The sequence below is a fragment of the Sphingobium sp. BYY-5 genome (genome assembly GCF_022758885.1).
Classification (GTDB): domain Bacteria; phylum Pseudomonadota; class Alphaproteobacteria; order Sphingomonadales; family Sphingomonadaceae; genus Sphingobium.
The window spans coordinates 2,894,220-2,919,955 of sequence record NZ_JALEBH010000001.1 but is presented as its reverse complement, the minus strand read 5'-3'; the positions used below and the strand labels follow the sequence as shown (position 1 = coordinate 2,919,955).

Annotated in this window: 30 protein-coding genes; 26 read left to right on the top strand and 4 right to left on the bottom strand. The window is 65.3% G+C overall.

Translation table 11 applies throughout. From position 1 onward, the window contains the following. Positions 1-118 precede the first annotated feature (118 nt). The 10 genes from MOK15_RS14060 to MOK15_RS14015 all read left to right on the top strand — a co-directional run bounded on the left by MOK15_RS14060 (position 119) and on the right by MOK15_RS14015 (position 7,792). The gene (locus MOK15_RS14060) at positions 119-676 is read left to right on the top strand and encodes a DUF2285 domain-containing protein (RefSeq protein ID WP_242932183.1); all 558 of its coding nucleotides are present in this window, start codon (positions 119-121) and stop codon (positions 674-676) included. Positions 677-833: 157 nt separating this feature from the next. After that, on the top strand, positions 834-1,103 hold the full coding sequence (locus tag MOK15_RS14055) for a helix-turn-helix domain-containing protein (protein ID WP_242932182.1): 270 nt from the start codon (positions 834-836) through the stop codon (positions 1,101-1,103). Between the two features lies 1 nt (position 1,104). After that, positions 1,105-2,184 carry a replication initiator protein A gene (locus tag MOK15_RS14050; protein ID WP_242932181.1) on the top strand — a complete coding sequence of 360 codons (1,080 nt, stop codon included), beginning with the start codon at positions 1,105-1,107 and terminating at the stop codon, positions 2,182-2,184. Beyond that, complete coding sequence (parA, locus tag MOK15_RS14045; RefSeq protein WP_242932180.1) at positions 2,181-2,834, top strand: ParA family partition ATPase; 654 nt, start codon at positions 2,181-2,183, stop codon at positions 2,832-2,834. The genes MOK15_RS14050 and parA overlap by 4 nt, the downstream gene beginning before the upstream one ends. Then, positions 2,831-3,085 carry a hypothetical protein gene (locus tag MOK15_RS14040; RefSeq protein ID WP_242932179.1) on the top strand — a complete coding sequence of 85 codons (255 nt, stop codon included), beginning with the start codon at positions 2,831-2,833 and terminating at the stop codon, positions 3,083-3,085. The genes parA and MOK15_RS14040 overlap by 4 nt, the downstream gene beginning before the upstream one ends. Then, complete coding sequence (locus MOK15_RS14035) at positions 3,082-3,603, top strand: DUF2840 domain-containing protein (RefSeq protein ID WP_242932178.1); 522 nt, start codon at positions 3,082-3,084, stop codon at positions 3,601-3,603. Before MOK15_RS14040 ends, MOK15_RS14035 begins: the two co-directional genes overlap by 4 nt. Continuing rightward, a complete protein-coding gene (locus MOK15_RS14030) occupies positions 3,600-4,145 on the top strand; it encodes a S26 family signal peptidase (protein ID WP_242932177.1) in 546 nt (181 codons plus the stop codon). The genes MOK15_RS14035 and MOK15_RS14030 overlap by 4 nt, the downstream gene beginning before the upstream one ends. 43 nt (positions 4,146-4,188) lie before the next feature. Further along, on the top strand, positions 4,189-4,524 hold the full coding sequence (locus MOK15_RS14025) for a DUF736 domain-containing protein (RefSeq protein WP_242932176.1): 336 nt from the start codon (positions 4,189-4,191) through the stop codon (positions 4,522-4,524). A 237-nt stretch (positions 4,525-4,761) separates the two neighbouring features. Continuing rightward, entirely contained in the window at positions 4,762-5,451 is a 690-nt protein-coding gene (locus MOK15_RS14020; protein ID WP_242932765.1) for a lytic transglycosylase domain-containing protein, read from the top strand. Between the two features lie 289 nt (positions 5,452-5,740). Further along, entirely contained in the window at positions 5,741-7,792 is a 2,052-nt protein-coding gene (locus MOK15_RS14015; RefSeq protein WP_242932175.1) for a DUF3363 domain-containing protein, read from the top strand. Here the strand turns inward: MOK15_RS14015 and MOK15_RS14010 are convergent. Next, a complete protein-coding gene (locus tag MOK15_RS14010) occupies positions 7,789-8,706 on the bottom strand; it encodes a LysR family transcriptional regulator (RefSeq protein WP_242932174.1) in 918 nt (305 codons plus the stop codon). The genes MOK15_RS14015 and MOK15_RS14010 overlap by 4 nt on opposite strands. Before the next feature lie 91 nt (positions 8,707-8,797). On the opposite strand from MOK15_RS14010, the gene MOK15_RS14005 reads away from it, so the two are divergent. Genes MOK15_RS14005 through MOK15_RS13990 form a run of 4 tightly spaced genes read left to right on the top strand, consistent with a single transcriptional unit; the run spans position 8,798 to position 13,187 of the window. Beyond that, positions 8,798-9,835: a TIGR03571 family LLM class oxidoreductase gene (locus MOK15_RS14005; protein WP_242932764.1), complete on the top strand. Its 1,038-nt coding sequence runs from the start codon at positions 8,798-8,800 to the stop codon at positions 9,833-9,835. Then, a complete protein-coding gene (locus tag MOK15_RS14000; RefSeq protein ID WP_242932173.1) occupies positions 9,828-10,973 on the top strand; it encodes an alkene reductase in 1,146 nt (381 codons plus the stop codon). Before MOK15_RS14005 ends, MOK15_RS14000 begins: the two co-directional genes overlap by 8 nt. After that, entirely contained in the window at positions 10,970-12,193 is a 1,224-nt protein-coding gene (locus tag MOK15_RS13995; RefSeq protein WP_242932172.1) for an MFS transporter, read from the top strand. Before MOK15_RS14000 ends, MOK15_RS13995 begins: the two co-directional genes overlap by 4 nt. A gap of 34 nt (positions 12,194-12,227) precedes the next feature. After that, complete coding sequence (locus MOK15_RS13990) at positions 12,228-13,187, top strand: LysR substrate-binding domain-containing protein (protein ID WP_242932171.1); 960 nt, start codon at positions 12,228-12,230, stop codon at positions 13,185-13,187. On the opposite strand, the gene MOK15_RS13985 is transcribed toward MOK15_RS13990, so the two are convergent. After that, complete coding sequence (locus MOK15_RS13985; RefSeq protein ID WP_242932170.1) at positions 13,170-13,334, bottom strand: helix-turn-helix transcriptional regulator; 165 nt, start codon at positions 13,332-13,334, stop codon at positions 13,170-13,172. The two genes, MOK15_RS13990 and MOK15_RS13985, sit on opposite strands and share 18 nt — an antisense overlap. A gap of 124 nt (positions 13,335-13,458) precedes the next feature. Next, positions 13,459-13,722 carry a helix-turn-helix transcriptional regulator gene (locus MOK15_RS13980; protein ID WP_242932169.1) on the bottom strand — a complete coding sequence of 88 codons (264 nt, stop codon included), beginning with the start codon at positions 13,720-13,722 and terminating at the stop codon, positions 13,459-13,461. 107 nt (positions 13,723-13,829) lie between these two features. On the opposite strand from MOK15_RS13980, the gene MOK15_RS13975 reads away from it, so the two are divergent. Beyond that, positions 13,830-14,138, top strand: coding sequence for a DUF2285 domain-containing protein (locus MOK15_RS13975; protein ID WP_242932168.1), 309 nt, complete (start codon positions 13,830-13,832; stop codon positions 14,136-14,138). 182 nt (positions 14,139-14,320) lie between these two features. Here MOK15_RS13975 and MOK15_RS13970 read toward each other — a convergent pair whose 3' ends face one another. Continuing rightward, positions 14,321-14,461: a hypothetical protein gene (locus MOK15_RS13970; RefSeq protein WP_242932167.1), complete on the bottom strand. Its 141-nt coding sequence runs from the start codon at positions 14,459-14,461 to the stop codon at positions 14,321-14,323. 262 nt (positions 14,462-14,723) lie between these two features. Here MOK15_RS13970 and MOK15_RS13965 point away from each other — a divergent pair, with 262 nt between their 5' ends. The 11 genes from MOK15_RS13965 to trbG all read left to right on the top strand — a co-directional run bounded on the left by MOK15_RS13965 (position 14,724) and on the right by trbG (position 25,689). Continuing rightward, the gene (locus MOK15_RS13965; protein ID WP_242932166.1) at positions 14,724-16,712 is read left to right on the top strand and encodes a conjugal transfer protein TraG; all 1,989 of its coding nucleotides are present in this window, start codon (positions 14,724-14,726) and stop codon (positions 16,710-16,712) included. Between the two features lie 10 nt (positions 16,713-16,722). Beyond that, positions 16,723-17,160 carry a CopG family transcriptional regulator gene (locus MOK15_RS13960; RefSeq protein ID WP_242932165.1) on the top strand — a complete coding sequence of 146 codons (438 nt, stop codon included), beginning with the start codon at positions 16,723-16,725 and terminating at the stop codon, positions 17,158-17,160. Positions 17,161-17,329: 169 nt separating this feature from the next. Next, positions 17,330-18,358, top strand: a complete 1,029-nt coding sequence (trbB, locus tag MOK15_RS13955) for a P-type conjugative transfer ATPase TrbB (RefSeq protein WP_242932164.1) — start codon at positions 17,330-17,332, stop codon at positions 18,356-18,358. A 32-nt stretch (positions 18,359-18,390) separates the two neighbouring features. Next, positions 18,391-18,702 (top strand): TrbC/VirB2 family protein, encoded by a 312-nt coding sequence (locus tag MOK15_RS13950; RefSeq protein WP_242932763.1) that lies wholly within the window; start codon positions 18,391-18,393, stop codon positions 18,700-18,702. Beyond that, complete coding sequence (locus MOK15_RS13945; RefSeq protein WP_242932163.1) at positions 18,702-18,983, top strand: VirB3 family type IV secretion system protein; 282 nt, start codon at positions 18,702-18,704, stop codon at positions 18,981-18,983. The genes MOK15_RS13950 and MOK15_RS13945 overlap by 1 nt, the downstream gene beginning before the upstream one ends. A gap of 13 nt (positions 18,984-18,996) precedes the next feature. Further along, positions 18,997-21,435, top strand: coding sequence for a conjugal transfer protein TrbE (gene trbE, locus MOK15_RS13940; protein ID WP_242932162.1), 2,439 nt, complete (start codon positions 18,997-18,999; stop codon positions 21,433-21,435). Beyond that, positions 21,432-22,190: a P-type conjugative transfer protein TrbJ gene (trbJ, locus tag MOK15_RS13935; RefSeq protein ID WP_242932161.1), complete on the top strand. Its 759-nt coding sequence runs from the start codon at positions 21,432-21,434 to the stop codon at positions 22,188-22,190. Before trbE ends, trbJ begins: the two co-directional genes overlap by 4 nt. Positions 22,191-22,204: 14 nt before the next feature. Continuing rightward, complete coding sequence (gene trbK-alt, locus MOK15_RS13930; protein WP_242932160.1) at positions 22,205-22,597, top strand: putative entry exclusion protein TrbK-alt; 393 nt, start codon at positions 22,205-22,207, stop codon at positions 22,595-22,597. A gap of 1 nt (position 22,598) precedes the next feature. Beyond that, positions 22,599-23,969 (top strand): P-type conjugative transfer protein TrbL, encoded by a 1,371-nt coding sequence (gene trbL, locus MOK15_RS13925; protein WP_242932159.1) that lies wholly within the window; start codon positions 22,599-22,601, stop codon positions 23,967-23,969. After that, complete coding sequence (gene trbF / locus MOK15_RS13920) at positions 23,969-24,652, top strand: conjugal transfer protein TrbF (RefSeq protein WP_242932158.1); 684 nt, start codon at positions 23,969-23,971, stop codon at positions 24,650-24,652. The genes trbL and trbF overlap by 1 nt, the downstream gene beginning before the upstream one ends. After that, positions 24,649-25,689, top strand: coding sequence for a P-type conjugative transfer protein TrbG (trbG, locus tag MOK15_RS13915; RefSeq protein WP_242932157.1), 1,041 nt, complete (start codon positions 24,649-24,651; stop codon positions 25,687-25,689). Before trbF ends, trbG begins: the two co-directional genes overlap by 4 nt. Positions 25,690-25,736 lie beyond the last annotated feature (47 nt).

Below are 25,736 nucleotides of genomic sequence, written 5' to 3'. Positions count from 1 at the left end.
CGCGTGAAAACTCTTCCTCAACACCAAGCCGCCGCCCGGAGAAGCTTCTCCGAGCGCTGGGGGTTGCGATTTCCCGGCCGATCCGCACCAGCCAGCGGGCGACGTTCCGTTGTTCTGGATGCCCGCGCTGCTGCCTGAGGCCATCGAGCTTCGGCGTACCACCATAGTCGGCGACGATCCCGCCGCCATGCCGATCGATCTGCCGGGCCTGTCCGGCCTCGATGCTCGCCCGGACGTTGACGGAGGATGGCATGGCCTTTGGCAATCGACTGACTTGAGCCATCAGTTCTGGCTTGCGGAACCGCCGCCAGACGGTCGAGCGACCTATTGCGTTGTTCTGCCCCTCGATGCCCTGCTGGAACTTCGCGCCGAGGCGCTTTTGCGCATCTGGCGCGCCCTGTCTGATCGGTCCATCGGTGAGGGACCGCGCGTCCTGCCACAGCAGACGCGCGATCGGTTCATTCTGGTCCTGCGCGCGCTCGACGGCCATCTTGAAGGCGCAAGTTATCGGCAGATCGCCGAAACGCTCCTTGGCTTCTCTGGCACCAAAGCCGACTGGGAAGCAGATTCGCGCAAGAACCAGACACGCCGCCTGGTTGCCGACGGCTTGCGCTACATGCGGGGCGGCTACCGCGACTTGCTTCGCTATCCCATCCATTCCGCATACTGGCGCTAACCACCATCGCGCTGCCGAAGACGTAGCAATCGGTCGGGGTGCCGGAATCGCACCCCCTTAAATCCGGCACGCTGCAAGCCGCCATTTCTCCGCCACGGTTCGCCACAGCCCGCTGCCGCCACCGGTAGCCCGCTCGAACCCGACCGGAGATCCGATCATGATAGATCCGAAGACGGGGCTGCCGCCCCGATACCTGCGCGCGCCCGATGCGGCGCGCTTCCTCGGCATTTCCATCCGTACGCTGGAAAAGCACCGCACCTACGGCACCGGCCCGATCTACCGCAAGATCGGCGGGCGAATCGTCTACTCCGTGGATGACCTTCAGGCGTGGACCGAGGACGGCATCCGCAAGTCCGCGTCCGAGAAGACCGCCACGCGCGTTTTCCCGGCCCGTCCGCTGACACCCGCCGAAAAGGCGTCACGCTGAGATGCCGGGTGATGTCTCATCCGGCAGAGGGCGCTTCGCACGAGGCAGCGAGCGCGAGCGGCTCGACCCGTTCGTCGTCGCCACCGGCGACGCATCCCCACGCGATCAGCGCGACCTCATGGAGCGGCCGTTCTTCTCGCTGGGTAAGGCCAAGCGGGTCGCCCCGATCCTTTACGAATCCGGCGGCCAGCGCGTCGAAGTCTTCGGGATGCCCGAACACGGCATGGCCACCATCTGGGATGCGGACGTGCTTATCTGGGCCGCCAGCCAGATCGTCGAGGCCGAGAATCTCGGCCTGCGCACGTCGCGCTTCCTGCGCTTCACGCCCTATCAGCTCTTGCAGGCGATCGGCCGCGCCACCGGCGCACGCGAATACCGCCTGCTGAAGGGCGCGCTCGCCCGCCTGCAATCGACCGTCATCCGTACCACCATCCGAAACGGCGACCATTGGCGGCGGCACCAATTCTCCTGGATCAACGAGTGGGAGGAACTGACCACCCGCGACGGCCGCGTCGAGGGCATGGAGTTCGTCCTGCCCGACTGGTTCTATCGCGGCGTCATCGACCGCTCGCTGGTCCTGACCATCGACCCGCTCTATTTCCGGCTGACCGGCGGCATCGAACGCTGGCTCTATCGCGTCGCCCGCAAGCACGCCGGCCGCCAGCAGCATGGCTGGCTGTTCGAGGTCGTCCATCTGCACGAGAAGTCGGGCAGCCTCGCGCGCATCTCCGATTTCGCGCTCGACCTGCGCCGCATCGCCGCCCGCCAGCCGCTGCCCGGTTATCGCCTCGACATCTGGCGCGAAGGGCGACGGGAGATGATGCAAATCCGCCCCTCCGGCTTGTCCACAGTGCCTGTGGATAGCGCTGTGGAAACACTCGTGACTTCGGGCGCAAACGGTATCGGGACTTCGGGCGCAGGACTATCGGGATTTCGGGCGCACGAACCACAGTTAAGTCTCTGGCCCGAACGGCGGAATCCGACCGCTAACTTAGAGTCTAACAAAGAATCTAACTCTTCTTCTTTGACGCGCGCGCCCGCGAGGCACGGTGCCGGTGCCACCCGGCGAGGTGCGCCATGATCGTCGCGCTTCTCAATCAGAAGGGCGGCGTCGGGAAGACGACGCTGGCGCTGAACCTCGCCGGAGAATGGGCGCGGCAGGGCAAGCGCGTCACCCTGATCGACGCGGACCCGCAAGGCTCGGCGCTGGACTGGTCGCAACAGCGCGCCCGCGAAGGTCTCGCGCGCACATTCGGCGTCGTCGGCCTGGCTCGCGACACGCTGCACCGGGAAGCGCCGGAGCTGGCCCGTGACGCCGATCATGTCGTGATCGACGGTCCGCCGCGTGTCGCTGCCCTGATGCGCTCGACGCTGCTCGCCACCGACCTGGTGCTGATCCCCGTGCAGCCATCGCCGCTCGACGGCTGGGCATCGGCCGAAATGCTGGCGCTCGTTACCGAGGCGCGCATCTACCGGCCCGAACTGGTCGCACGTTTCGTGCTCAATCGCTGTGGTGCGCGCACCGTGCTCGCCCGCGAGACGGCCGAGACACTGGCCGAGCATGATCCGCCGGTGCTTACCGCCACCATAGGTCAGCGCATCGCCTTTGCCGCCGCCGCACAGTCGGGACGGTTGGTGTCCGAACTGGACGATGACACGCCCGCCGCGCGCGAGATCGCGGCGCTGGCAGCGGCGATCGGCGTCCTCGGCATCGGGAGGGCGTCGCCATGAGCGAGCGACCGTCCCGCCGCGGCTTCGCATCAAGACCCGCCGATCCCGAGCATTGGATCAAGGCGTACGATGCTCCCCCGCGTAACAGCGATGCCAGCGGCTTCACCGCGCGGCTGACCATCGACGTGACGCCGGACCTGCGCGGCCGGATCAAGATCGCCGCGTTCCGGCGCGGCGTCACCGTCGCCGACATGCTGCGCGATCTGCTCGCGCGCGAATTTCCCCCAACCACCGAAGGAGACCTATCATGACGAGCGCAGCGGTGCCCCGCGCGCGCGGCGGCTCCATGCCGTCCGCGCTGCCAGCCGACAGCCTTACCCATGTCGAGATGACGCATATCGAGAAGCGGATCGAGAACTGGATCAGGTTCGGTCGAGAGGCGCACGAACAGGTTCTCGACCGCCGCCGCCGCGTCTTCTCCTATCGCCCCGGCAGCGTCTTCGCCTTCGTCCGCTGGGCGGCGAACGACTTCGGCACCATCATCTCGCGCATCGACATCGTGCGCGTCGTGGAGCCGGGCGAAGCGTACCAGACGCTGCCTTTCGTGCGCCCCGGCGGTGACATCCTCCTGAAGATCGAAGGCTGGCCCAAGGTCGAACAGGTGCTCCGCCATATCGACGCGGTGGAGGCCGCCGGCATCGACCCCTGTGAAGTGGCACCCGACCACTGGCGACATGTCGGCAACCGGATCGGCGCTGGCCATGCGCCGCGCCCCTACACGGTGGATCGTCATCGGGCGTGGCTCAAGCGGCGGGAGATCGAGCAATGACCCGCTTCGGCTACGTCATGGTGACGTACTTTGCGACGATGGGCGTCGCAATCGCCGCGTTTATCCCAACGCCGCTGCGTCTCGTCTGGAACGCCTCCGCCAGCGTGCCGATCGGTCTCTACGATCTCGATCCTCCACGCGACCTGGCTGTTGGCGATCTGGTCGCCGTCATGCCGGACAAGCCGCTTGCCGATTTCATGGTAGAGCGCGGCTATATCGGCCGCGACGTGCCGCTGATGAAGCGGGTTATGGGGCTCTCCGGTCAACGGGTTTGCCGTACCGACAACGCCGTGACCGTCGACGCCGTGCCGCTAGGCAATGCACTCGACCGCGACCGGAACGGCCGCGAACTGCCCGTCTGGCATGGCTGCCGGCGCATCGCGGATGGCGACATCTTCCTGATGAATCCTGACGTGCGTGACAGCCTGGACGGCCGTTACTTCGGCCCGATCCCGGCGCGCACTGTCATCGGCAAGGCGACGCCGATCTACACCGACGAGGACGGCGACGGCCGCTTCGTCTGGCGTGCGGCGACGCGCTGACCGCCGCGCTCTTCCCCACCATCGCAACCCCAAGGAGGTTTCCATGCCGCAGATCGGCACATTCACGCGCGAGGAATCCGGCTTTGCCGGCCGCATTCACACCTTCACCATCTACCGCGAAGTCACCGTCATTCCGGCCGAGCCATCCGACACCGAGAACGCCCCGGACTACCGTATCCACCACGGCAATGACGAAGGTCCGGAAATCGGCGCGGGCTGGAAACGCACTGGTGAGCGCGCGGGCGAATACATCGCGTTGCTGATCGACGATCCCGCTTTACCGCAGCCGATCCGCGCCAACCTGTTCCGCGACGACGACGCCGGCAGCGCATGGTCGCTGCACTGGAGCCGCCCGCAAAAGCGCGACGGGAGGGACTGACACATGCCGACTGTCAGCCTGATCGCGCGCACGAACTCGTTCCGATCCATCATCCCTTTGTTCGCGGGAAAGCCGTCTCATCCCTTCGTCCCGCTCGAACGCAGGTCGGCCAGCGCGCGCAGCGAAGGTCAAGGGCGGCCATTGGCCGGCGCTTCGCGCGCACCCTTGACCGCAGCGAGCACGCTGGCAGGCTGGCGTCGCAGCGGAGAAGGCGCACAGGTCCGACACGCGGTCCTGATGGTAGCGGTGCTGTTCGCTTCCACCTGGCCCGCCGCTGCCGTGGCGCAGACCCAACTGACGGAACGCACCGCATCCGCTGATCCCTATGCCGCCCATATCGCGGAAGCCTCGCAGCGCTTCGGCGTCCCGGTTGCATGGATCAGGGCGGTGCTGCGCGCCGAAAGCGCAGGCGATCCGCGCGCCATCTCCTCGGCCGGTGCGGTGGGGCTGATGCAGATCATGCCCGCTACATGGGCGGAACTGCGCGTCCGGCACCGGCTCGGCGGCGACGTTTACGACTCGCGCGACAACATCCTTGCCGGCACCGCCTATCTGCGCGAACTGCACGACCGCTACGGCAGCGTCACCGCCATGCTCGCTGCCTATAATGCCGGTCCCGGACGCTATGAGGCGTCACTTTCCGGTCGGCCATTGCCGGCCGAGACCCGCGCCTATGTCGCCGCCATCGCGCCGGTCATCGACGGAAACGCGATCGTTACGCCCGTCATAGTCGCGGCCGCCGATCCGCTGGCATGGACCCGCGCGCCGTTGTTCATCGCGCAGCCGGATCGCGCGTCCGTTGCCGATCCTGTACAGGCCGATCGTCCCTCGAATGACGTGCCCGCGACGGTACGCGATGTTTCCGCCATCGTGCCGCAATCCGGTGGCCTCTTCGTCGCGCGGGCGAGCACCGGGCCGCAACCATGAGCATCGTGGTCGGCGGCATCGCGCGGCGGGTTTCAGTGTGCAGGGGATGGGGCTGGCGGCAGTCTCATCCCTGGGCTGGAGGGGCAGAACGCGGAGGCAGGCGGGAGGGCAAGATTAAAGCGGACGGCACCCTATGGGTCCGATCCGGGGGCCAAGCCCTTGTCTGCACGCTGTTTGGGGCGGCACCGTCGCCGCGCCTTCATGGTGCCGCGAGGCGCGGAAAAGCCAGTATTTGCCGCGTTTCTCGCGGCACTCTTCCCCAAAATCACCGATTTTGGGCCGTTTGTCGATGAGCGGCGACGACGACAACCGCTTCCGGCCGAAGCCCGGCCGCGTGCGCTCCGACGCGCCGAAGGCGAGCCAGGCCAAGAGCTTCCTCAGCAAGGTTCGCAAGATCACGCGCCAGCAGCAGGCCGCTTCCGGCCGAAGCCGGTCGGCGAAGGGTGGCGGCTCCAGTCGTGCCGCCAAGGGCAAGAGCATTATCGCCTCCGGCCGGGGCGTCCAGCGCGGGCGCGGAGCGGCCTTCGTGCGTGCCCGCAATCTGTCGAACGGCTGGAGCCATCGCCAGCCCGGCAGTCGCCGCGTCATCGTCAAATCGCGGTCGGTTCGCGCCGCCGGTTGCAGCGGTAAGGCCGCCGCGCATCTGCGCTATATTCAGCGGGACGGCACCGCCCGCAATGGCGAGCGCGGCCGGCTCTATTCAGCGGGTGAGGATCGCGCCGATGGCGATGCCTTCCTCGATCGCGGCAAGGACGATCGCCACCAGTTCCGCTTCATCGTCTCGCCCGAAGACGCCGCCGATCTCGCGGACCTCACCGGCTATACTCGCGAGTTGATGGCGCAGGTCGAGGCCGACCTCGGGACCAAGCTCGATTGGGTCGCGGTCAATCACCACAACACCGGCCATCCGCATATCCATGTCATCGTCAATGGCCGCGACGCCCTGGGCGAGGATCTCGTCATCAATGGCGATTATCTCGCGGGCGGCATCCGCGAGCGGGCGAGCGAACTGGCGACGCTGGAACTTGGTCCCGTCACCGAGATCGAGCAGCGCCGCAAGCTCATGGCGGAGATCGACCAGGACCGGCTCACCCGTATCGACCGGGCGATGATCGCCGAAGCCGATGACCGCTTCATCGACCTGCGCCATGAACCGGACGATCTGCGCGGCCAGTCCGATCGGACCATGCGGCTGCGCCGTCTCGGCAAGCTTGGCGACATGGGTCTTGCCACCGAACACGCACCGGGCGTCTGGGAGTTGAGCAAACGGCTGGAGCCGACGATGCGCGATATGGGCGAGCGGGGCGACATTATCCGCACCATGCAGAAGGCGCTTCGGACCGAGGGCGCCGAGCGCGATCCGATCAGCTTCGAGATTCATGACGCCGCGCCTGCAAGGCCAATCGTCGGCCGCGTCATCGACAAGCATCTTACCGACGAGCTTGGGGAGAGCCTGACGCTGGTGGTCGATGGCATCGACGGACGCACGCACCATGTCGCCGGCATCGACCCGGCCCGCGTCGAAGACGCTCGGATCGGCAGCGTCATCGAGATCGGGCCACCCGATAGCGCCGTCCGTCCATCCGATCGGGCCATCGCCGGTATGGCCGAGGATGGCATCTATCGGCCGAGCCGGCATCTGGAGCAGGCCCGGTTCGATGGTCGTGTGCCGGGTGGGGACTATGAGGGCTTCGTCGATGCCCATGTCCGTCGCCTGGAAGCGTTGCGGCGGGCCGGGATTGCGGAGCGGATCGACGCCGATCAATGGCGCATCCCGGAGGATTTCGAGGTGCGCGCCGCCGCCTATGACGCCGGTCGGAATGCTCGTGCCAATATCCGTATCCTTTCGACCTTCGACCTCGAGCGTCAGATTGGATCGGACGGCGCGACCTGGCTCGATCGGCGGCTGGTCGGCACGGGCGCGTCGGACCTGTCGGCGGCTGGGTTCGGCGAGCAGGTCCGCGAGGCGATGGAGCGGCGACGCGAGACTCTGATCGACCGGGGCGATGCCATCCGTCAGACGGACGGTCGCATCGTTTATCGGCGCAATCTGATCGCCACGCTTCAGGAGCGCGAAGTGGCCCGCACCGGCGCGGCGCTGGCGCAGGAGAGAGCAAAGCCTTTCCGAGCTGCCGCCGATGGCGAAACTGTCGCGGGCACCTTCACCGGGACCGTGCAGCTATCGAGCGGCAAGTTCGCCATCGTCGAAAAGTCCCAGGAGTTCACGCTTGTCCCGTGGCGGCCGGTCATCGACCGTCAGCTCGGGCGCGAGGTCGCGGGCATCATGCAGGGCGGATCGGTGTCGTGGCAGTTGGGGCGGCAGCGGGGATTGGGCATCTAAGCTGATGCCTTCGAACCGACCGCCATATGCTCGGCGAGGAAATCGACGAACGCACGGATACGTGCAGCAAGATGCTCATGGCCGACATAGACAGCGCTAACGGGCTCGATGTCGCCGGGATTGAAATCCTCAAGCACCGCCACTAGCGAACCCGCCTCGATATCCGGCTCGATATGGTATCGGGCCAAGCGAGCCAATCCCATGCCGGCGAGAGCAAGCCTTCGGACGGTTTCGCCATTGTTGACCCGCATCCGCCCGCGAAGCGGGGTGTAGGTCATTGTATCGTCTTCACGTTGACGGAACGGCCATTCGTGCATCGAGCGCCGGAAGTTGAAGCCGATACACTGATGCTGGGCGATGTCGGCCGGTGTCCGCAGTGGCGGAGCGCTTTTCAGATAAGAGGGAGCGGCGACGACGGCATAACGGCTTTCCAATAGCTTCCGGGCTTTGAGGCCGGAATCTTGCAGCGGCCCGACGCGGATTGCCACGTCTGTTCGATTCTCGATCAAATCAACCATGCCGTCATCGAGCGAAAGGTCGATTTCGATCTCGGGGAAGCGGGCGAGGAAAGCTGGCAGGAGCGGTGTTATCGCGCAGTGAGCAATGGGCACCGAGGCGTTGACCCTAAGCAGGCCGCGCGGTGTGGAGCACGATCCCGAGGTGATGCTGCGCTCCGTATCGTCAATCTCGGCCAGCACATTACGCGCACGCCGCAGGTAGATCTCGCCTTCCTGCGTGAGACTGAGCGAGCGCGTCGAACGGATCAGCAGGTTTGTCCCAAGTCGGGTTTCGATGCGGCCAACGACCTTACTGACGGCCGAAGGCGACAGGCCGAGCGCCCGACTTGCGCCGGCAAAGCTGCCGCGATCAACGGCCTCGACGAACACCTCCATCTCTCCGGCACGATTGTTCATGGCCACTCATCCTCACTCACGAATTCATTTCACCACTGACGTTCCATAATAGCGGATTATCGAATGAATGACGAGTGGTTACGGTGTGAGCATGAATACGAATTCCCGCCACACGACCGCACTCGGTCTGATTAATCGTCCCGGCCAACTGACACTGGGCATTGAACTTCCGCTCGATAACGATTGGTCGCCGGAGGGTGAAGCGCGCCGCATCGCGGACGGACGCCCGCACGGCGTGCCCGACCTTTCTCCCTACCCGGAGTTGGTCCGGCAAATCGACGTTTCGGGCTTCGCCGCGATCTGGATGCGCGACGTCCCCGTCTTCGACCCGAGGAACTTCGGCGACGCGGGCTCGATCTACGATCCCTTCGTCAATCTGGGCTTCCTCGCCGGGGTCACGAAGCATGTCGCGCTCGGCACGGCAGGCATCGTCCTGCCGCTCCGCCATCCCATGATGGTGGCCAAGGCCGCCGCTTCCGTCGATCACCTGTCGGGCGGCCGGCTGATCCTCGGCCTCGCTTCGGGCGACCGGCCCGTGGAGTATCCGCTGCTCGGTATCGACTTCGAGGGCCGTGGCGAGACCTTCCGCCAGAACCTCGCCTATATGCGCGACGCCTGGAAAGACGGCGGCTTGCCGCTCGGCGACGGACGCATAGCCGCCGAACTCGACCTGCTCCCTAAGCCTGCGCGAAGAACCATTCCCACCATCATCGCCGGTAACGGTCGGCAATCCGACGAGTGGATTGCTGGCAACATGGATGGGCGCTTCGTCTATCCCGGCAATCTCGATCGGATGGCGGCGCAGGCGGCTGAGTTCCGCCGGCTTCGAGCGGCCGCTGGCCTCGATCGCGGCGTCTTCATCAGCGCCTTTCATCTCGATCTTGCCGATGATCCCGACGAGTTGCCGACGCCCCGCCGGTTCGGCGCGCGCATCGGCCGCAAGCCGTTCCTCGACCACCTTGAACACCTTCACGGCGCAGGCGTCGATCATCTGGCCGTGCTGCTGCGGCCCTGCCGCCGGCCGCTGCCAGAGGTGATCGACGAATTTGCCCGCGAGATCCTGCCCAGGATCGGCAAGACGGCAGCCGGTCCACGTCCCAGCCCTGACAAGGAATTCGTCCATGAGTGAGCTGTTTCAGCCGTTTAAGCGCGGGGACCTGGCGCTGCGCAATCGCATCGCGATGGCCCCCATGACGCGGGCGCGGACGCGCGACGGGATCGCTGACGATCTCACAGCGACCTACTACCGTCAGCGCGCCAGCGCCGGCCTGATCGTCACCGAAGGGACGCCGATTTCGCGCGCGGCCGAAGGCTTTCTGTTCATCCCGGGCATCTACACCGACGAGCAAATTGCCGGTTGGCGCAAGACCACCGAAGCGGTTCACGCAGAAGGCGGCGTGATCTTCGCCCAGCTCTGGCACGTCGGACGTGTGAGCCATGTTTCGAACCAGCCTGGCGGGATCGCGCCGGTCAGTTCGACCGACAGGATCGCCGCCAACTCCCAGGCATGGGGGTATCGCGGAGACGGCTCTGCGGGGCCTGTCGATGTCTCCCGACCACGAGCACTCTCGACCGAGGAAGTGCGTGGGGTAATCGACGATTTCGCCAAGGCTGCCGCCAATGCGGTCGAGGCGGGGTTCGATGGCGTCGAGCTTCACGGTGCGAACGGCTATCTGATCGAACAATTCATCAATCCGCTCGTCAACGACCGCACCGATGCCTATCGCGGCGACACGCTGAAAGGCCGCACCCGTTTCCTGCTTGAGACGATCGACGCCGTCATCGCCGGGATCGGCGCGGCGAAGACCGCGGTGCGGCTGTCTCCCTTCGGCGGGCTCTTCGACATGGGAGCCTATCCCGAGATCGAGGAAACCTATCTCCACCTAGCCGACGAACTGTCGACGCGCGGCATCGCCTACGTCCATCTCATGGACCAGAAATCGCGGGGCAGCGCAGCTATCCCTTCGGAATTTCTCGTGCGGTTTCGGGGTCGTTTCAAAGGCGTATTGATCCTTGCCGGCGGCATGACGCGCGAGCGAGCCCAACAGCACATCGCCAATGGCCTGATCGATATCGCCGGCTTCGGCGAGCCCTTCATCGCCAACCCGGACCTCGTCGCCCGGCTTCGCAACGGCTGGCCGCTCGCACAAGCCGACCGCGACACCCACTACGGCGGCGATGCCCATGGCTACACCGACTACCCGACCTTTGACCCCAGCGCCACGCGTGCGGCCGCGGCCCAACCCGAGAAGGCAGATTCCCTTTGAGTACGAGCACGAACAGACTGCCCGCCTTGTTGGCGATGATGGTCGGCGGATTCGCCATCGGCACCACCGAATATGCGAGCGTCGGCGTTCTCCCGCAGATTGCCGATGACTTCGGGGTCAATCTCGCACGTGCCGGGCTGGTCATCAGCGGCTATGCGTTGGGGGTCAGTTTTGGGTCGCCAATCCTCGCAGCCCTGACGGGAAGCCTTTCGCGCAAGACGCTGATGCTGGCGGTAATGGCATTGTTCGTGGTCGCCAATGCAGCAGCGGCGATGAGCACCAGCTATGAGGTGCTCATCGCCGCGCGCGTCGTCACTGCGCTGCCGCACGGCATCTTCTTCGGCGTTGGCGCGGCCATCGCCGCGAGTTTCGTTTCGGAAGACCGAAGAGCTTCGGCGGTGGCGATCGTGTTCGGTGGCCTGTCGATCGCGGTCGCGGCCGGCGTGCCGATAGCCACCGTCATCGGCCAGCGCTTCGGCTGGCCCATGTCCTATTGGTTCGTCGCGGCAGTGGGCTTTGTGTCGTTCGTCGCCATGGCGGCGACCTTGCCCCGGAAGATCGACATCGCGCCGGCAGGAAGCCTCATGGACCAGATCAAGGTGCTCGGTAGCGGGCGGCTGCTGATGGCGTTCGGCATGAATTTCTGCGCCTGGGGCGGCACGTTCGTCGCCTTCGCCTATCTCCCCAGCATCCTCGCGGACATCACGGGCTTCAGCCCGAATGGCGTGGCTTGGATGCTTGCCCTCTACGGCGTGTCGGTGATCGTCGGCAACTTCCTCGGTGGTCGGGTGTCCGACAAGGCGGTGGTGCCGGCGCTGGTGCTGATGCTCGGCGCGCAGGCGGCCGTGCTGTTGATCTTCGCCTTCACAGCTCCGTCCATGATCGGTTCGATCCTGACGCTCGGCGTGCTCGGCGCGCTGATGTTCTGCAACATTCCGGGTCTGGCGCTTTATGTCGTGCAGCTTGCCATGCGTTATCGGCCCGGAAGCGTTGATATCGCTTCCACCATCAACGTGTCGGCTGCGAATGCCGGGATCGCGCTTGGCGCCTTCATCGGTGGAACGGTGGCCGACTCCCGCCTGGGACTGGGTGCTACGCCGTGGGTTGGCGCCATCATGGTCGGCGTCGGCCTGCTGCTGACCTTGTGGAGCGGCTATCTCGACAAACGCGAAGCGCATCACAGCCGGGGTGAGGTCAGGCCCGCGGCAAGCGAGGCTTAACCGATGCACTCCGAAGCCGACGAGACGACGTAAGATGCGGCGAAGCGCACGGACCCGGAACAAGTCAACCGAATTTGCCCAAGCTCAGCTTGGGCAAATTCCACTCGTTGCGCTTCGTCATGCGGTTGTCGTCGGCGACGTCCTGAACTTCCGTCATGCTGCGAATGTATTAGGGGTTACGCAGTCGAGCGTCAGCGCCCGGATCAAGGCGCTGGAAGAGGCGCTTGGTATCGTTCTGTTCGAGCGACGGCATCGCGGCGTGCGGCTGACCGAAGCCGGGCGACGGTTCATCGCCGAAGTATCGGCCGGTATCGACCATCTCGACTATGCAGTGCGGACCGCGGGTGCTGTTTCCAATGGTGGAGAGGGTCGGCTCGCCATCGGGCTGCACACCTCCATCGCCTTCGGCTTTCTTGCCGATCTGCGCAGCCGGTTTCGTGCAGCCTATCCGAAAGTCGAGCAAGCCATCATGGAGGGCCGATCCTCCGAGACGATCGCCCTGGTGCGCGACGGCAAGCTTGATGTCGCCTTTGTCGTTGGCGCGGTCGAAGCCCCGGACTGCCACTCCCGTGAACTCTGGCAAGAACCCCTTGTGATCGCTTTGCCGGCGGAGCACCCACTGGTCTCATCGCTGGCTATCACCTGGGCCGATCTTGCACCGGAAACCTTTCTTGTCCGCGACGGCGGTTCAGGCCCCCAAGTGTTCGATCACGTCGTGCACCGCGTCGTCGAGCGGGCGCGGTCCCCGCATATCCATCGTTTCGATGTCGGCCGAGACACGCTGATGCACATGGTGGCAGCGGGTGACGGCATTACGCTGACCAGCGAAGCCACGACCCATGTCCAGTTTCCGGGCGTCGTGTTCCGCTCGATCGCCGACGAGACGAAGCAAGCTCAATTCAGCGCCGTATGGTCACCGCACAACCGTAGCCCGGCGCTCCGGAACATGCTCGATCTGGCAATCCAAATGAGCCGGTCAGCGCGATCCGTCTGACGATTTCAGAAGCTCGCCCGGTTCGATTCCGAGCGCATCGGCAATCTGCCCCAACACCGTAACACTGGCCGACACATCCGCGCGTTCGATTGCGCCGATATAGCGGGCGCTCAGGCTGGCGCGATCAGCCAGTTCCTCTTGCGTCATGTTCTTGACGCGTCCGACGCAGGTTGACCGCCATGACCTCCTTGAGATCCATGGCGCGAGAGGAACCAGCGCAGGAATGATCGTTCCAGGAACGATCACTCCGATTCGTCCTTGCCTGTGGTATTCACTCGCCGGAGCGGCGCGACATGGCCGCGACCGGCTCAATTCTGGCCAGGAGATCGGCGGTGGACACGCCCAGGACCGCAGTAATGTCCACGAACTCTACAACATCAATCCGCCGCTCGCCGTTCTCATACTTGGCGACGAAAGATTGCGGCTTGCCCAGCGCAGTCGCCAACTCGGCCTGTGTAAGTCCTTTGGCCTTGCGCGCTTCGACAAGCAGAGATTGCAGAAGTATTTGTCGGGGCGTGCGCAAGGATTTCTGCATTCGGGAAGGCTCTCCGTTGAAAAAGGGGAGCTGTTCCGCTAATCCTGATTCAGGATTATCCCATTTCAGGATTCTGATGAGCCAGAGGTCCGAAGGAGGGCCGTGCAATGCGGGTGCGACCCGAGCTTGACCCCGATGTCGATGATCTCGCTCCGACCGGGCCGGAGATCACGACCTATGACGAGGCACATTTTGTGACCTACATGCGCCTGCTTGACGCCGAGGCAGACAAGGCGGACTGGACGGAGGTGGCGCGAATCGTGCTGCATCGTGATCCGGTCGCCGAAACCGATCGCACCCGCGCCTGCTGGGAAAGTCATCTCGCCCGCGCGCAGTGGATGACGAAGACCGGCTACCGCAAGATTCTTGAACAGGCCGCGATCGACGCGCGACCGTCGTCGGATGATCGCGTTTGATAGTCGGGGGCGACCGGACCGCCGAACTCGGTCGCAACCTGCAATATCTCTCCTTGGCGAAAGCGTATGGAGAAGCGGCCGACCGACTGAGGCGATGCACCGCCCCGCTAGATGCCGTTCGCCTACCGTTCTTCCATCTCTTCGCGCACGCCATCGAACTCTCGTTGAAGGCGGCACTTAGCTTACAGGGAAAAGACGAAGAGTATCTCATGTTGATGGGGCATGGATTGGAGCGGTGCTGTCGTCGAGCTGTCGGCGGCGGCCTGCACCCTCTCGATAATCGAGATTTCGTGTCGCTCATCGACATGCTCGACAAACCCCATGCGCTGCAAGCCTTCGCTATCCGCAGCCCTTGCATCACCCGTTGCCGGATGTGGACGAGTCGCTGCGCATCCTTGCTGATCTTCTCAGCGTTATCGACGCCTACGTGTCGGGGACAGGTAAAGCGTCGAATCCGGCGCGGTTCTGACCGTCCTATTTCTTCGCCATGGTATCCTATAGCCCGATGCCTGATCTTTTCTGTTGCTTGTCGCCCGAAGGCTTATTCTCTGATCGGCTCCGTCTCTCTTGCCGATCGGAGCTTGTATGCGTGGAGGTCAGATCCTTTGGGGCCAGGTCGCCGTCGTTTTCACCATCGTCCTTCTGACCACATGGACGGCGACGCAATGGACGGCTTGGCGGCTCGGCTTTCAGGCTCAACTCGGCGAACCATGGTTCATCGTGGTGGGCTGGCCGATCCACTATCCACCCGCCTTCTTCTGGTGGTGGTATTTCTACGACGCATATGCTCCCTCCATCTTCGTCGAGGGGGCGATCATCGCTGCCTCCGGCGGCTTCATCTCCATCGCCGTCGCCATCGGACTTTCTCTTGTTCGGGCGCGGCAGGCGAAGAACGTCGCGACCTACGGTTCGGCGCGATGGGCGGAGCCGGAGGAGATCAGGGCGGCCGGGTTGCTCGGCCCGGACGGCGTGGTGCTCGGCCGGCTTGATCGCGACTATCTGCGCCATGACGGGCCGGAGCATGTGTTGTGCTTCGCGCCGACGCGGAGCGGCAAGGGCGTTGGTCTCGTCGTTCCAACGCTGCTGACCTGGCCCGGCAGCACCATCATTCACGACATCAAGGGAGAGAACTGGGGGCTGACGGCAGGCTTCCGCTCGCGTCACGGCCGGACGCTGCTCTTCGATCCGACCAATCCTGCGTCATCGGCCTACAATCCGCTGCTGGAGGTACGGCGCGGCGATAAGGAAGTCCGCGACGTGCAGAATATCGCCGACATTTTGGTCGATCCCGAAGGCGCGCTCGACAAACGGAATCACTGGGAAAAGACCAGCCATTCGCTGCTGGTCGGCGCGATCCTTCACGTCCTCTATGCGGAAGCCGACAAGACGCTCGCCGGCGTCGCCAACTTCCTCTCCGATCCAAAGCGCCCCGTCGAGGCGACATTGCGCGCGATGATGAACACGCCACACCTCGGCGAGGCCGGCATTCATCCCGTTATCGCGTCATCGGCGCGCGAGCTGCTGAACAAGTCCGACAACGAACGCTCAGGCGTGCTTTCCACAGCGATGTCATTCCTCGGGCTTTATCGCGATCCCGTGGTGGCGAAAGTAACGGCGCGCTGCGATTGGCGCATTGCCGATTTGGTTACGGGAGAACGACCCGTCAGCCTCTACCTCGTGGTGCCGCCGTCCGACATCAACCGCACGAAGCCGCTCATCCGTCTTCTTCTCAATCAGGTCGGTCGCCGCCTGACCGAAGACCTCAACACATCCGCCAATCGCCATCGGCTCCTGCTGATGCTGGACGAGTTTCCGGCGCTCGGTCGGCTCGACTTCTTCGAGAGCGCGCTGGCGTTCATGGCGGGCTACGGCATCAAGAGCTTTCTGATCGCGCAGAGCCTCAACCAGATCGAGAAGGCTTATGGCGCAAACAACAGCGTGCTCGACAACTGTCATGTGCGCGTCGCCTTCGCCACCAATGACGAGCGGACCGCCAAGCGCGTGTCTGATGCGCTCGGCACCGCGACCGAAATGCGCGATTCCACCAACTATGCCGGCCATCGGCTGTCGCCCTGGCTGGGGCATCTCATGGTCTCACGGCAGGAGACGGCCCGGCCGCTGCTTACTCCCGGCGAGGTGATGCAGCTTCCGCCCACCGACGAATTGCTGCTGGTCGCGGGCGTGCCGCCGGTCCGGGCGAAGAAGGCGCGCTATTACGAGGATTTCCGGTTCAGGGAGCGGCTTCTCCCGCCGCCAAAGCCCGCGAGCCCGAAGCGATCGACGCTGCCGGCCGACGACTGGTCAGCGTTGACGATCCCCCTTGCATCAGCAGACGCAGCGCAGGGCAGCACCGCGGGCGTCAGCACTGACTCTGCAAACGCTGGCATCCGTCGCGAACCGGAATTGCCCGAACATGAGGAGATCGCGCAGCCGGAACGTCCCGCCGGGCACGAGTTCGACGTGTTGGACGACGAACCCGATGTGGACGCCGCCAAGGCGCGCAGCCTTCGTCAGCAGGTCACGTCCGTCGCCCGGCAGGCGACGATGGACCCTGCCGACGGCATCGAACTTTGAGGTGACGGCCATGCAGACCAAGACCCGCATGAACGTCTATTTCGAGCCGGAGCTTCTGAAAAAGGTCGAGGCGCTGGCGCTTCGCCGAAACATCTCCAAATCCGCCGTGATCGAAGCGGCCGTGGCGTCGTTCCTGTCGGCCGATGCGTCGGAGCGGCTGGAGGCGGTGTTCGCCCGGCGCATGGACAAGATCAGTCGCCAGATCGACGCGCTGGACGAGGATGTCGCCATTATCGGCGAAACGCTGTCGCTGTTCATTCGCTTCTGGCTGACCGTCACACCGCCACTGCCTGACAGCTCGCAGGCGTCGGCGAGAGCCAAGGGTGCGGAACGGTTCGAGGGCTTCCTGCAATCACTGGGCCGGCGGCTTGCGACAGGCGATCGGTTCCTCAAAGACCTGTCGCGCGACATCGACTCACGCCGTGACGGGACCGCCGATCCAGAATAGCCGAAGTCCAGTGGCCACCGGCGGCAGTATTCAATCCCGCCGATTACCGCCGTTTCTTCGCTATGGCCGCCGGGTGTTAGATACTTGTTGAATCAGCCTAATTTCCGGCTCTTTTAATCATCCCCGTCCGGGGGTCGTCTGAGTTCTCCCCGGCGGACACGGGGATCAGATGGCCGTTTCACATCACAAATCGGAAGGCTTGGCACGGGGCGCGCGGATGCTGCGCACCGCGCTCGGCCCAGCCATCGCCCGGTTTCTCGAAGACGCCGCCGTCGTCGAGGTGATGCTGAACCCGGACGGGCGCATCTGGATCGACCGACTTTCCGAAGGACTGTCCGACACCGGGGAGCGACTGTCGCACGCCGATGGGGAACGCATAGTCCGCCTCGTCGCCCATCATGTGGGCGCCGAGGTTCATGCCGGCGCTCCGCGTGTCTCGGCTGAACTGCCGGAGACAGGGGAGAGGTTCGAGGGCCTGCTGCCGCCCGTGGTGGCGGCGCCGGCCTTCGCCATCCGCAAGCCCGCCGTCGCCGTGTTCACGCTCGACGATTATGTCCAGGCCAGGATCATGTCCGCACGCCAAGCCGAGACGCTGCGTGCAGGCGTCGCATCCCGCGCCAACATCCTCGTGGCAGGTGGCACGTCCACCGGCAAGACGACGCTGACCAATGCCCTCTTGGCCGAAGTGGCGAAGACCTCCGATCGCGTCGTCATCATCGAGGACACGCGGGAACTGCAATGCGCCGCGCCGAACCTCGTCGCCATGCGCACCAAGGATGGCGTGGCGTCCTTGTCGGACCTCGTCCGCTCCAGCTTGCGCCTGCGCCCCGACCGTATCCCGGTCGGCGAAGTGCGCGGCCCGGAGGCGCTGGACCTCCTGAAGGCATGGGGCACCGGCCATCCCGGCGGCGTTGGCACGATCCACGCCGGCAGCGCCATCGGCGCGCTGCGCCGGATGGAACAGCTCATTCAGGAAGCGGTCGTCACCGTTCCGCGCGCGCTGATCGCCGAGACGATCGATCTCGTTGCCGTCCTCACCGGGCGCGGTTCCGCGCGCCGGCTGTCCGAACTCGCCCGTGTCGATGGCCTCGGCCCGGACGGCGATTACCGCGTCGCGCCCGCCGTCATCGAGGGCGATGGCGGTGCGACCTCTCTCAGCCATGCCCTCAATCCCAGCTCCGAAGGAGACCATCCATGATCCAACGTCTGCGCGCCGTGCGTCCGTCCCAAATGCACCATCACCTCGCCACGACGGCATCCGTCGCCATGGTGAGCCTGTTAATGGCAGCGCCCGCCCATGCCTCCGGCTCGTCCATGCCGTGGGAAGCTCCGCTGCAATCCATCCTCCAGTCGATCGAAGGCCCGGTCGCCAAGATCATCGCGGTGATCGTCATCATCACCACGGGTCTCGCACTGGCCTTCGGCGACACGTCGGGCGGTTTTCGTCGCCTGATCCAGATCGTGTTCGGCCTGTCGATCGCCTTCGCGGCATCGAGCTTCTTCCTGTCGTTCTTCTCGTTCGGCGGCGGAGCGCTGGTCTGATGGCGGGCGTCGTCGAACAGGGGAGCGAGGTTCCGGGCTTCACCGTGCCGGTCCACCGGGCGCTGACCGAGCCGATCCTGCTCGGCGGCGCTCCGCGCGCCATCGCCATCATGAACGGCACGCTGGCAGGCGCGGTCGGCCTCGGCCTGCGCCTCTGGCTGGTCGGTCTCGCCATCTGGGCGATCGGCCATTTCGCGGCGGTGTGGGCGGCGAAACGCGACCCGCTCTTCGTCGATGTCGGCCGCCGCCATCTGCGCATCCCCGCGCATCTCACAGTCTGAGGGGAACGCAGCGATGATGAGCCTCGCCGAATACCACAATCGCAACAGCCGGCTTGCCGACTTCCTGCCCTGGGCAGCGCTGGTCGGCACCGGCATCGTCCTCAACAAGGATGGCAGTTTCCAGCGCACCGCCCGATTCCGGGGACCGGACCTCGACAGCGCCGTGCCCGCCGAGCTGGTCGCCGTTGCCGGCCGCCTCAACAATGCCTTCCGCCGCCTCGGTTCGGGCTGGGCGATCTTCGTGGAAGCGCAGCGTCATCCGGCCGCGATCTATCCCGCCAGCACCTTTCCCGACGCCGCTTCCGCGCTGGTCGATGCCGAGCGCAAGGCGGATTTCGAGGAGGCCGGGGCGCATTTCGAGTCCAGCTATTTCCTGACCTTCACCTATCTGCCGCCGGCTGAAGACGCAGCCCGCGCCGAAACCTGGCTCTACGAGGGACGCGAGAAGGCCGGCATCGATCCGAACGAGGTTCAGGGCGCCTTCGCCGACCGCACCGACCGGCTGCTCCGCCTGATCGAAGCCTTCATGCCCGAATGCCGCTGGCTCGATGACGGCGAGACGCTGACCTATCTGCACGGCTGCGTATCCACGCACCGGCACCGCGTCCGCGTCCCCGAAACGCCGATCTATCTCGACGCGCTGCTCGCCGATCAGCCGCTGACCGGCGGGCTGGAGCCACGCCTTGGCAGCCAGCATCTGCGCGTCCTGACCATCACCGGGTTCCCGACGGCGACGACGCCCGGCCTTCTCGACGAACTGAACCGTCTGCCCTTTCCCTATCGATGGAGCACGCGCGCGATCCTGCTCGACAAGACCGACGCGACGAAGCTCCTCACAAAAATCCGCCGCCAGTGGTTCGCCAAGCGCAAATCCATCGCCGCGATCCTCAAGGAAGTAATGACGAACGAAGCGTCGGCGCTGGTCGATACCGATGCGTCGAACAAGGCGGCGGATGCCGATCTCGCGCTACAGGAACTCGGCGCGGACTATGCGGGTATCGCCTATGTCACCGCGACGGTGACGGTGTGGGACGCCGATCCGCGCACAGCCGATGAAAAGTTGCGGCTGGTCGAGAAGGTCATTCAGGGCCGCGATTTCACGGCGATGGCCGAGACCATCAACGCCGTGGACGCCTGGCTCGGATCGTTGCCCGGCCATGTCTACGCCAATGTCCGGCAGCCGCCGATTTCCACGCTCAATCTCGCCCACATGATCCCGCTTTCGGCGGTGTGGGCGGGGCCGGAACGGGACGAGCATTTTGCAGCGCCCCCGCTGCTCTTCGGCAAGACCGAAGGCTCGACCCCGTTCCGGTTTTCCCTCCATGTCGGCGATGTCGGCCACACGCTCGTCGTCGGCCCGACCGGCGCAGGCAAGTCCGTGCTTCTGGCGCTGATGGCGCTTCAGTTCCGCCGCTACAAAGCCGCTCAGGTCTTCGCCTTCGATTTCGGCGGCTCGATCCGCGCCGCGGCGCTCGCCATGCGCGGCGACTGGCACGACCTCGGCGGCGGGCTAACGGATGGCTCGGAAACATCGGTCAGCCTTCAGCCGCTCGCTCGCATCCAAGAGACGGCCGAGCGGGCATGGGCCGGGGACTGGATCGTCGCCATCCTGATCCGCGAGGGCGTCACCATCACGCCGGAGGTGAAGGAACATATCTGGACGGCGCTGACCTCGCTGGCCTCCGCACCGGTCGGGGAACGAACCATCACCGGACTCTGCGTGCTGCTCCAGTCGAATGACCTGAAGCAGGCGCTACGGCCCTATTGCGTTGGCGGCGCGTGGGGCCGCCTGCTTGACGCCGAGAACGAACATCTCGGCACGGCCACCGTTCAGGCGTTCGAGACGGAAGGGCTGATCGGGACCGACGCCGCGCCGGCCGTGCTCGCCTATCTGTTCCACCGCATCGAAGACCGGCTCGACGGATCGCCAACGCTCATCATCGTCGATGAAGGCTGGCTGGCGCTGGACGACGAGGGCTTCGCCGGCCAGCTCCGCGAATGGCTGAAGACGCTGCGCAAGAAGAACGCCTCCGTCATCTTCGCCACGCAAAGCCTGTCGGACATCGACGGCAGCGCCATCGCGCCCGCCATCATCGAGAGCTGCCAGACCCGGCTTCTGCTCCCGAACGAACGGGCGATCGAGCCGCAGATCACCGCCATCTATCGCCGCTTCGGCCTCAATGACCGCCAGATCGAGATCATCGCGCGAGCGATGCCGAAGCGCAATTACTACTGCCAGTCCCGGCGCGGCAACCGCCTGTTCGACCTTGGCCTCAGCGACGTGGCGCTGTCGCTGTGCGCCGCGTCGTCCAAGACCGATCAGGCCGCCATCGCCCAGCTTCTCGCCGAACACGGCCCGGATGGCTTCCTCGACGCCTGGCTCCGCCATCGCGGCGTCGATTGGGCGGCCGACCTCATTCCCGACCTCACCAACCTGGAGAAACTGCCATGAAACTGCGTCGTTCCCGTATTGCGCGGCTCACCGCCGCGCTGTTCCTTGCGCCCGTCGCCATCGCACCCATGCTGGCGCCGCCGGCTTACGCCATCACCGTGTTCGATCCATCGAACTATGCGCAGAACGTGCTTCAGGCCGCCCGCGCACTCCAGCAGATCAACCAGCAGATCACACAGCTTCAGAACGAAGCGCAGATGCTCATCAATCAGGCCCGCAATCTGGCGAGCCTGCCATATTCCTCGCTGCAACAGATTCAGCAGTCGGTCCAACGCACCCAGCAACTTCTCGCCCAAGCGCAGAACATCGCCTTTGACGTTCAGAAGATCGACCAGATGTTCCAGCAGAAATATGGAAACATCTCGCTGTCGGCCACGGATCAGCAGCTTGTCGCCGACGCCCGTTCGCGCTGGCAGAACACGGTGGGCGGCTTGCAGGACGCCATGCGCGTGCAAGCAGGCGTCGTCAGCAACATCGACACCAACCGCGCGCAGATGTCGGCGCTGGTCGGCCAGAGTCAGGGTGCAACCGGCGCGCTTCAGGCGACGCAGGCCGGCAATCAGCTTCTCGCGCTTCAGACCCAGCAGCTTGCCGATCTCACCGCCGTCGTCGCCGCCAATGGCCGGGCGCAGGCGCTCAGCGATGCCGAACGCGCCGCCGCCGCGGAACAGGGGCGCGAACAGCGTCGCCGTTTCCTGACGCCGGGTGCGGGCTATCAGCCCGGCAGCGCCAAGATGTTCTACGGCAACAATTGACGGAGGCGACGCCCATGGACGGCAAGATGCTTGCCCGGCTCGGCGCTGTCGTCTTCGTCGGCGTCGCCATCACCGCCGCCGTGATCGAATTCACGCGCCAGCCCGAACCGGCTGAGGTTCGCCCGCTCGCCCGCGAACGCAGCGATACCGGCGACCTTCGTCAACGCCTTCGCCGTTGCCGGGATATGGGCGAGGCCGCCACGCGCGATTCCGCCTGCCTCAATATATGGGCCGAGAACCGCGACCGCTTCCTGAAGCAGGGCGCACGCCCGTCAGGTGCGCCGGACGCACCGACGACATTGTGGCCGTCGGCTCCGATCGAAGACCCGATCGCCAGGGAAACCGAGGCGGCCATTCCGCCCGAGCCTGCACGGCCGCCCGTTTCTCCCGACGAGGGGGCACGCTGACATGGGCGGCACCGGCGTCATCGACCATTTCCTCGAAGTCTTCACCCGTTACATCGACGGCGGTTTCGGCCTGCTGTCGGGCGAGGTCGCCTTCATCGCCACGACGCTGATCGTCATCGACGTGGTGCTGGCGGCGCTGTTCTGGTCGTGGGGCGCCGATGACGACATCATCGCCCGGCTGGTCAAGAAGACGCTGTTCGTCGGCGTCTTCGCCTACATCATCGGCAACTGGAACAATCTCGCCCGCATCGTCTTCGAAAGCTTCGCTGGTCTCGGCCTGAAGGCGTCCGGGACCAGCTTTTCCGTCGCTGACCTGCTGCGCCCCGGCAAGGTCGCGCAGACCGGCCTCGATGCCGGGCGTCCGCTGCTCGAATCCATCTCCGACCTGATGGGCTGGGTCTCGTTCTTCGAGAACTTCATCCAGATCGCGTGCCTGTTATTCGCCTGGGCGCTGATCCTGCTTGCCTTCTTCATCCTCGCCATCCAGCTCTTCGTCACGCTGATCGAGTTCAAGCTGACGACGCTCGCGGGCTTCGTGCTGATCCCCTTCGGCCTGTTTGGTAAGTCTGCCTTCATGGCCGAACGGGTGCTCGGCAACGTCATCTCAAGCGGCATCAAGGTTCTGGTGCTCGCCGTCATCATCGGCATCGGTTCGACGCTGTTCTCCGAATTCACAGCGGGCTTCGGCGGCGCGACGCCGACCATCGACGATGCGATGGCGATCGTGCTCGCCGCGCTGTCGCTGCTCGGCCTCGGCATTTTCGGCCCCGGCATCGCCAATGGCCTCGTCTCCGGCGGCCCGCAGCTTGGCGCTGGCGCTGCGGTCGGCACGGGCCTCGCCGCAGGCGGCATGGTCATGGCCGGCGGCGCTGCCCTTGGCGCTGCCGCTGGCGGTGCTGGCGCTCTCGCGGGAGGGGTTGCCGCTGCCGCCCGTGGCGGCGCGGCGCTCGCGGGGGGCGCCTCCACCGCCTACAGCCTCGGCGCTGCTGGCCAGACTGGCGCGTCCGCCGTCAGTTCCGGTCTCGGCAATGTCGCCAGCGCCGGTGCGCAAGCCGCCGTCTCCCCCTTGAAGCGCGCAGCGTCGAAAGCCGCCGACAGCATGAAGCAGAGCTATCAGGCCGGCGCTCGCGGCGCGTTCGAGGTGACGGGCGGTTCGTCCACCGCCGGCACGATCGGCGGTGAAGCCGCCGATGGCGCGGCTGCACCTGCCGCCTCGTCCTCGTCCGCCGCTGACGGCCCGCCCGCCTGGGCCAAGCGCATGAAGCGCTCGCAGCAATTCACGCACGGCGTTCAGGCCGCCGCCCATTCCGTGCGCAGCGGCGACAGCCACGGCGGCGGCTCCTCCGTCAATCTTTCCGAAAGTGACCGCTGATGTTCAAAAGACCCGCCACCCATTACGGCAAATCCCCTCTGCCCGAGACGCCCTACCAGCGGGCGGCGCAGGTCTGGGACGACCGCATCGGTTCCGCCCGCGTGCAGGCGAAGAACTGGCGTTTCATGGCCTTCGGCTCGCTCGCCCTGTCTGCCGGCCTATCGGTCGCGCTGGTCTGGCAGTCCACCAGCGGATCGATCGTGCCGTGGGTGGTGCAGGTCGACAAGCTCGGCCAGGCACAGGCCGTTGCGCCCGCTGTCGCCGACTACCGGCCAACCGATCCCCAGATTGCTTTCCATCTGGCCCGGTTCATCGAACAGGTCCGCGCGATCCCGGCCGACGCCATCATCGTGCGGCAGAACTGGCTTCGCGCCTATGAGTTCACGACACAGGCCGGCGCTCTGGCGCTCAACGACTATGCCCGCGCCAACGACCCGTTCACGAAGGTCGGAAAACAGCAGATCGCGGTCGAAGTCTCCTCGGTAATCCGCGCATCACCCGACAGCTTCCGCGTCGCCTGGATCGAGCGCCGCTATCAGGACGGCTCACTCGCCTCCACCGAGCGCTGGTCCGCCATCCTCACCTTCGTCGTGCAGGTCCCGCGCGACCCCGAAAAACTCCGAGCCAATCCGCTCGGAATCTACGTCAACGCCATCAACTGGTCGAAGGAGCTTGGACAATGATCCCCGCACTCCGCAAAGCCGCCCCCTGGAGTGCAGGGCATCCGGCTTTCCGCAAATCCGCTTTCGCGGCTGTCCTCATCTGCACAACAGCGCTTGGAGGCTGCGCCACCACGACCCCGCCACCGGACATCGCCTATGACGATGCCGCGCCGGCCGTGCAGACGGTCGATCCTCCGGCGCCGGTCACGGTGGTCGAACTGCCACGGCCGTTGCCGCTTCCCGGCCAGATGAAACCTGTCGAGACGACGCGCCGCACGCCGGAGCCGGCTGATCCCGCTGCCCGTGTCAATCAGGCCAATGCGCAGGCCCGCGTCCAGCCCGTGCGAGACGGCTTCATCAATTCCATGCAGGTCTATCCCTTCACGCAAGGGGCGCTCTATCAAGTCTATACCGCTGTCGGACAGATCACCGACATCGCTCTTCAGCCCGGCGAAACGCTGGTCGGGTCCGGGCCGGTCGCCGCCGGCGACACCGTGCGCTGGATCATCGGGGATACCGAAAGCGGCACGGGCGCGGCGCGCCAGGTCCATATCCTCGTCAAACCCACGCGCGCAGAGCTGATGACGAATCTTGTCATCAACACCAACCTGCGCACCTACCATATGGAACTGCGCTCGACCGAGCGCACCTATATGGCATCGGTGTCCTGGCAGTATCCGCAGGACCAGCTCATTGCGCTCCGCCGACAGAACGCCGAGGCGCAGGCTGCCCAGCCCATCGCCAGCGGCGTCGATCTCGCCAATGTCAACTTCCGCTATGAGATTTCGGGCGACCGTGCGCCGTGGCGGCCGCTGCGCGCCTTCGACGATGGAAGGCAGGTCTTCATCGAGTTTCCGCGCGGTATCGGCCAGGGCGAGATGCCGCCGCTCTTCGTCGTCGGACCGGAGGGTAACACCTCCGAATTGGTGAACTATCGCGTGCGCGGCCACCACATGATTGTGGACCGGCTCTTCGCCGCCGCCGAACTGCGCTTCGGGACCGACCGCAACCAGAAGCGGGTCCGCATTTCCCGAACGGACGGGAGGCCGGCATCGTGAACGAGGTCGATCCCGAAAAAAAGGAAGGGCAGAGCCCGGACGCGCCA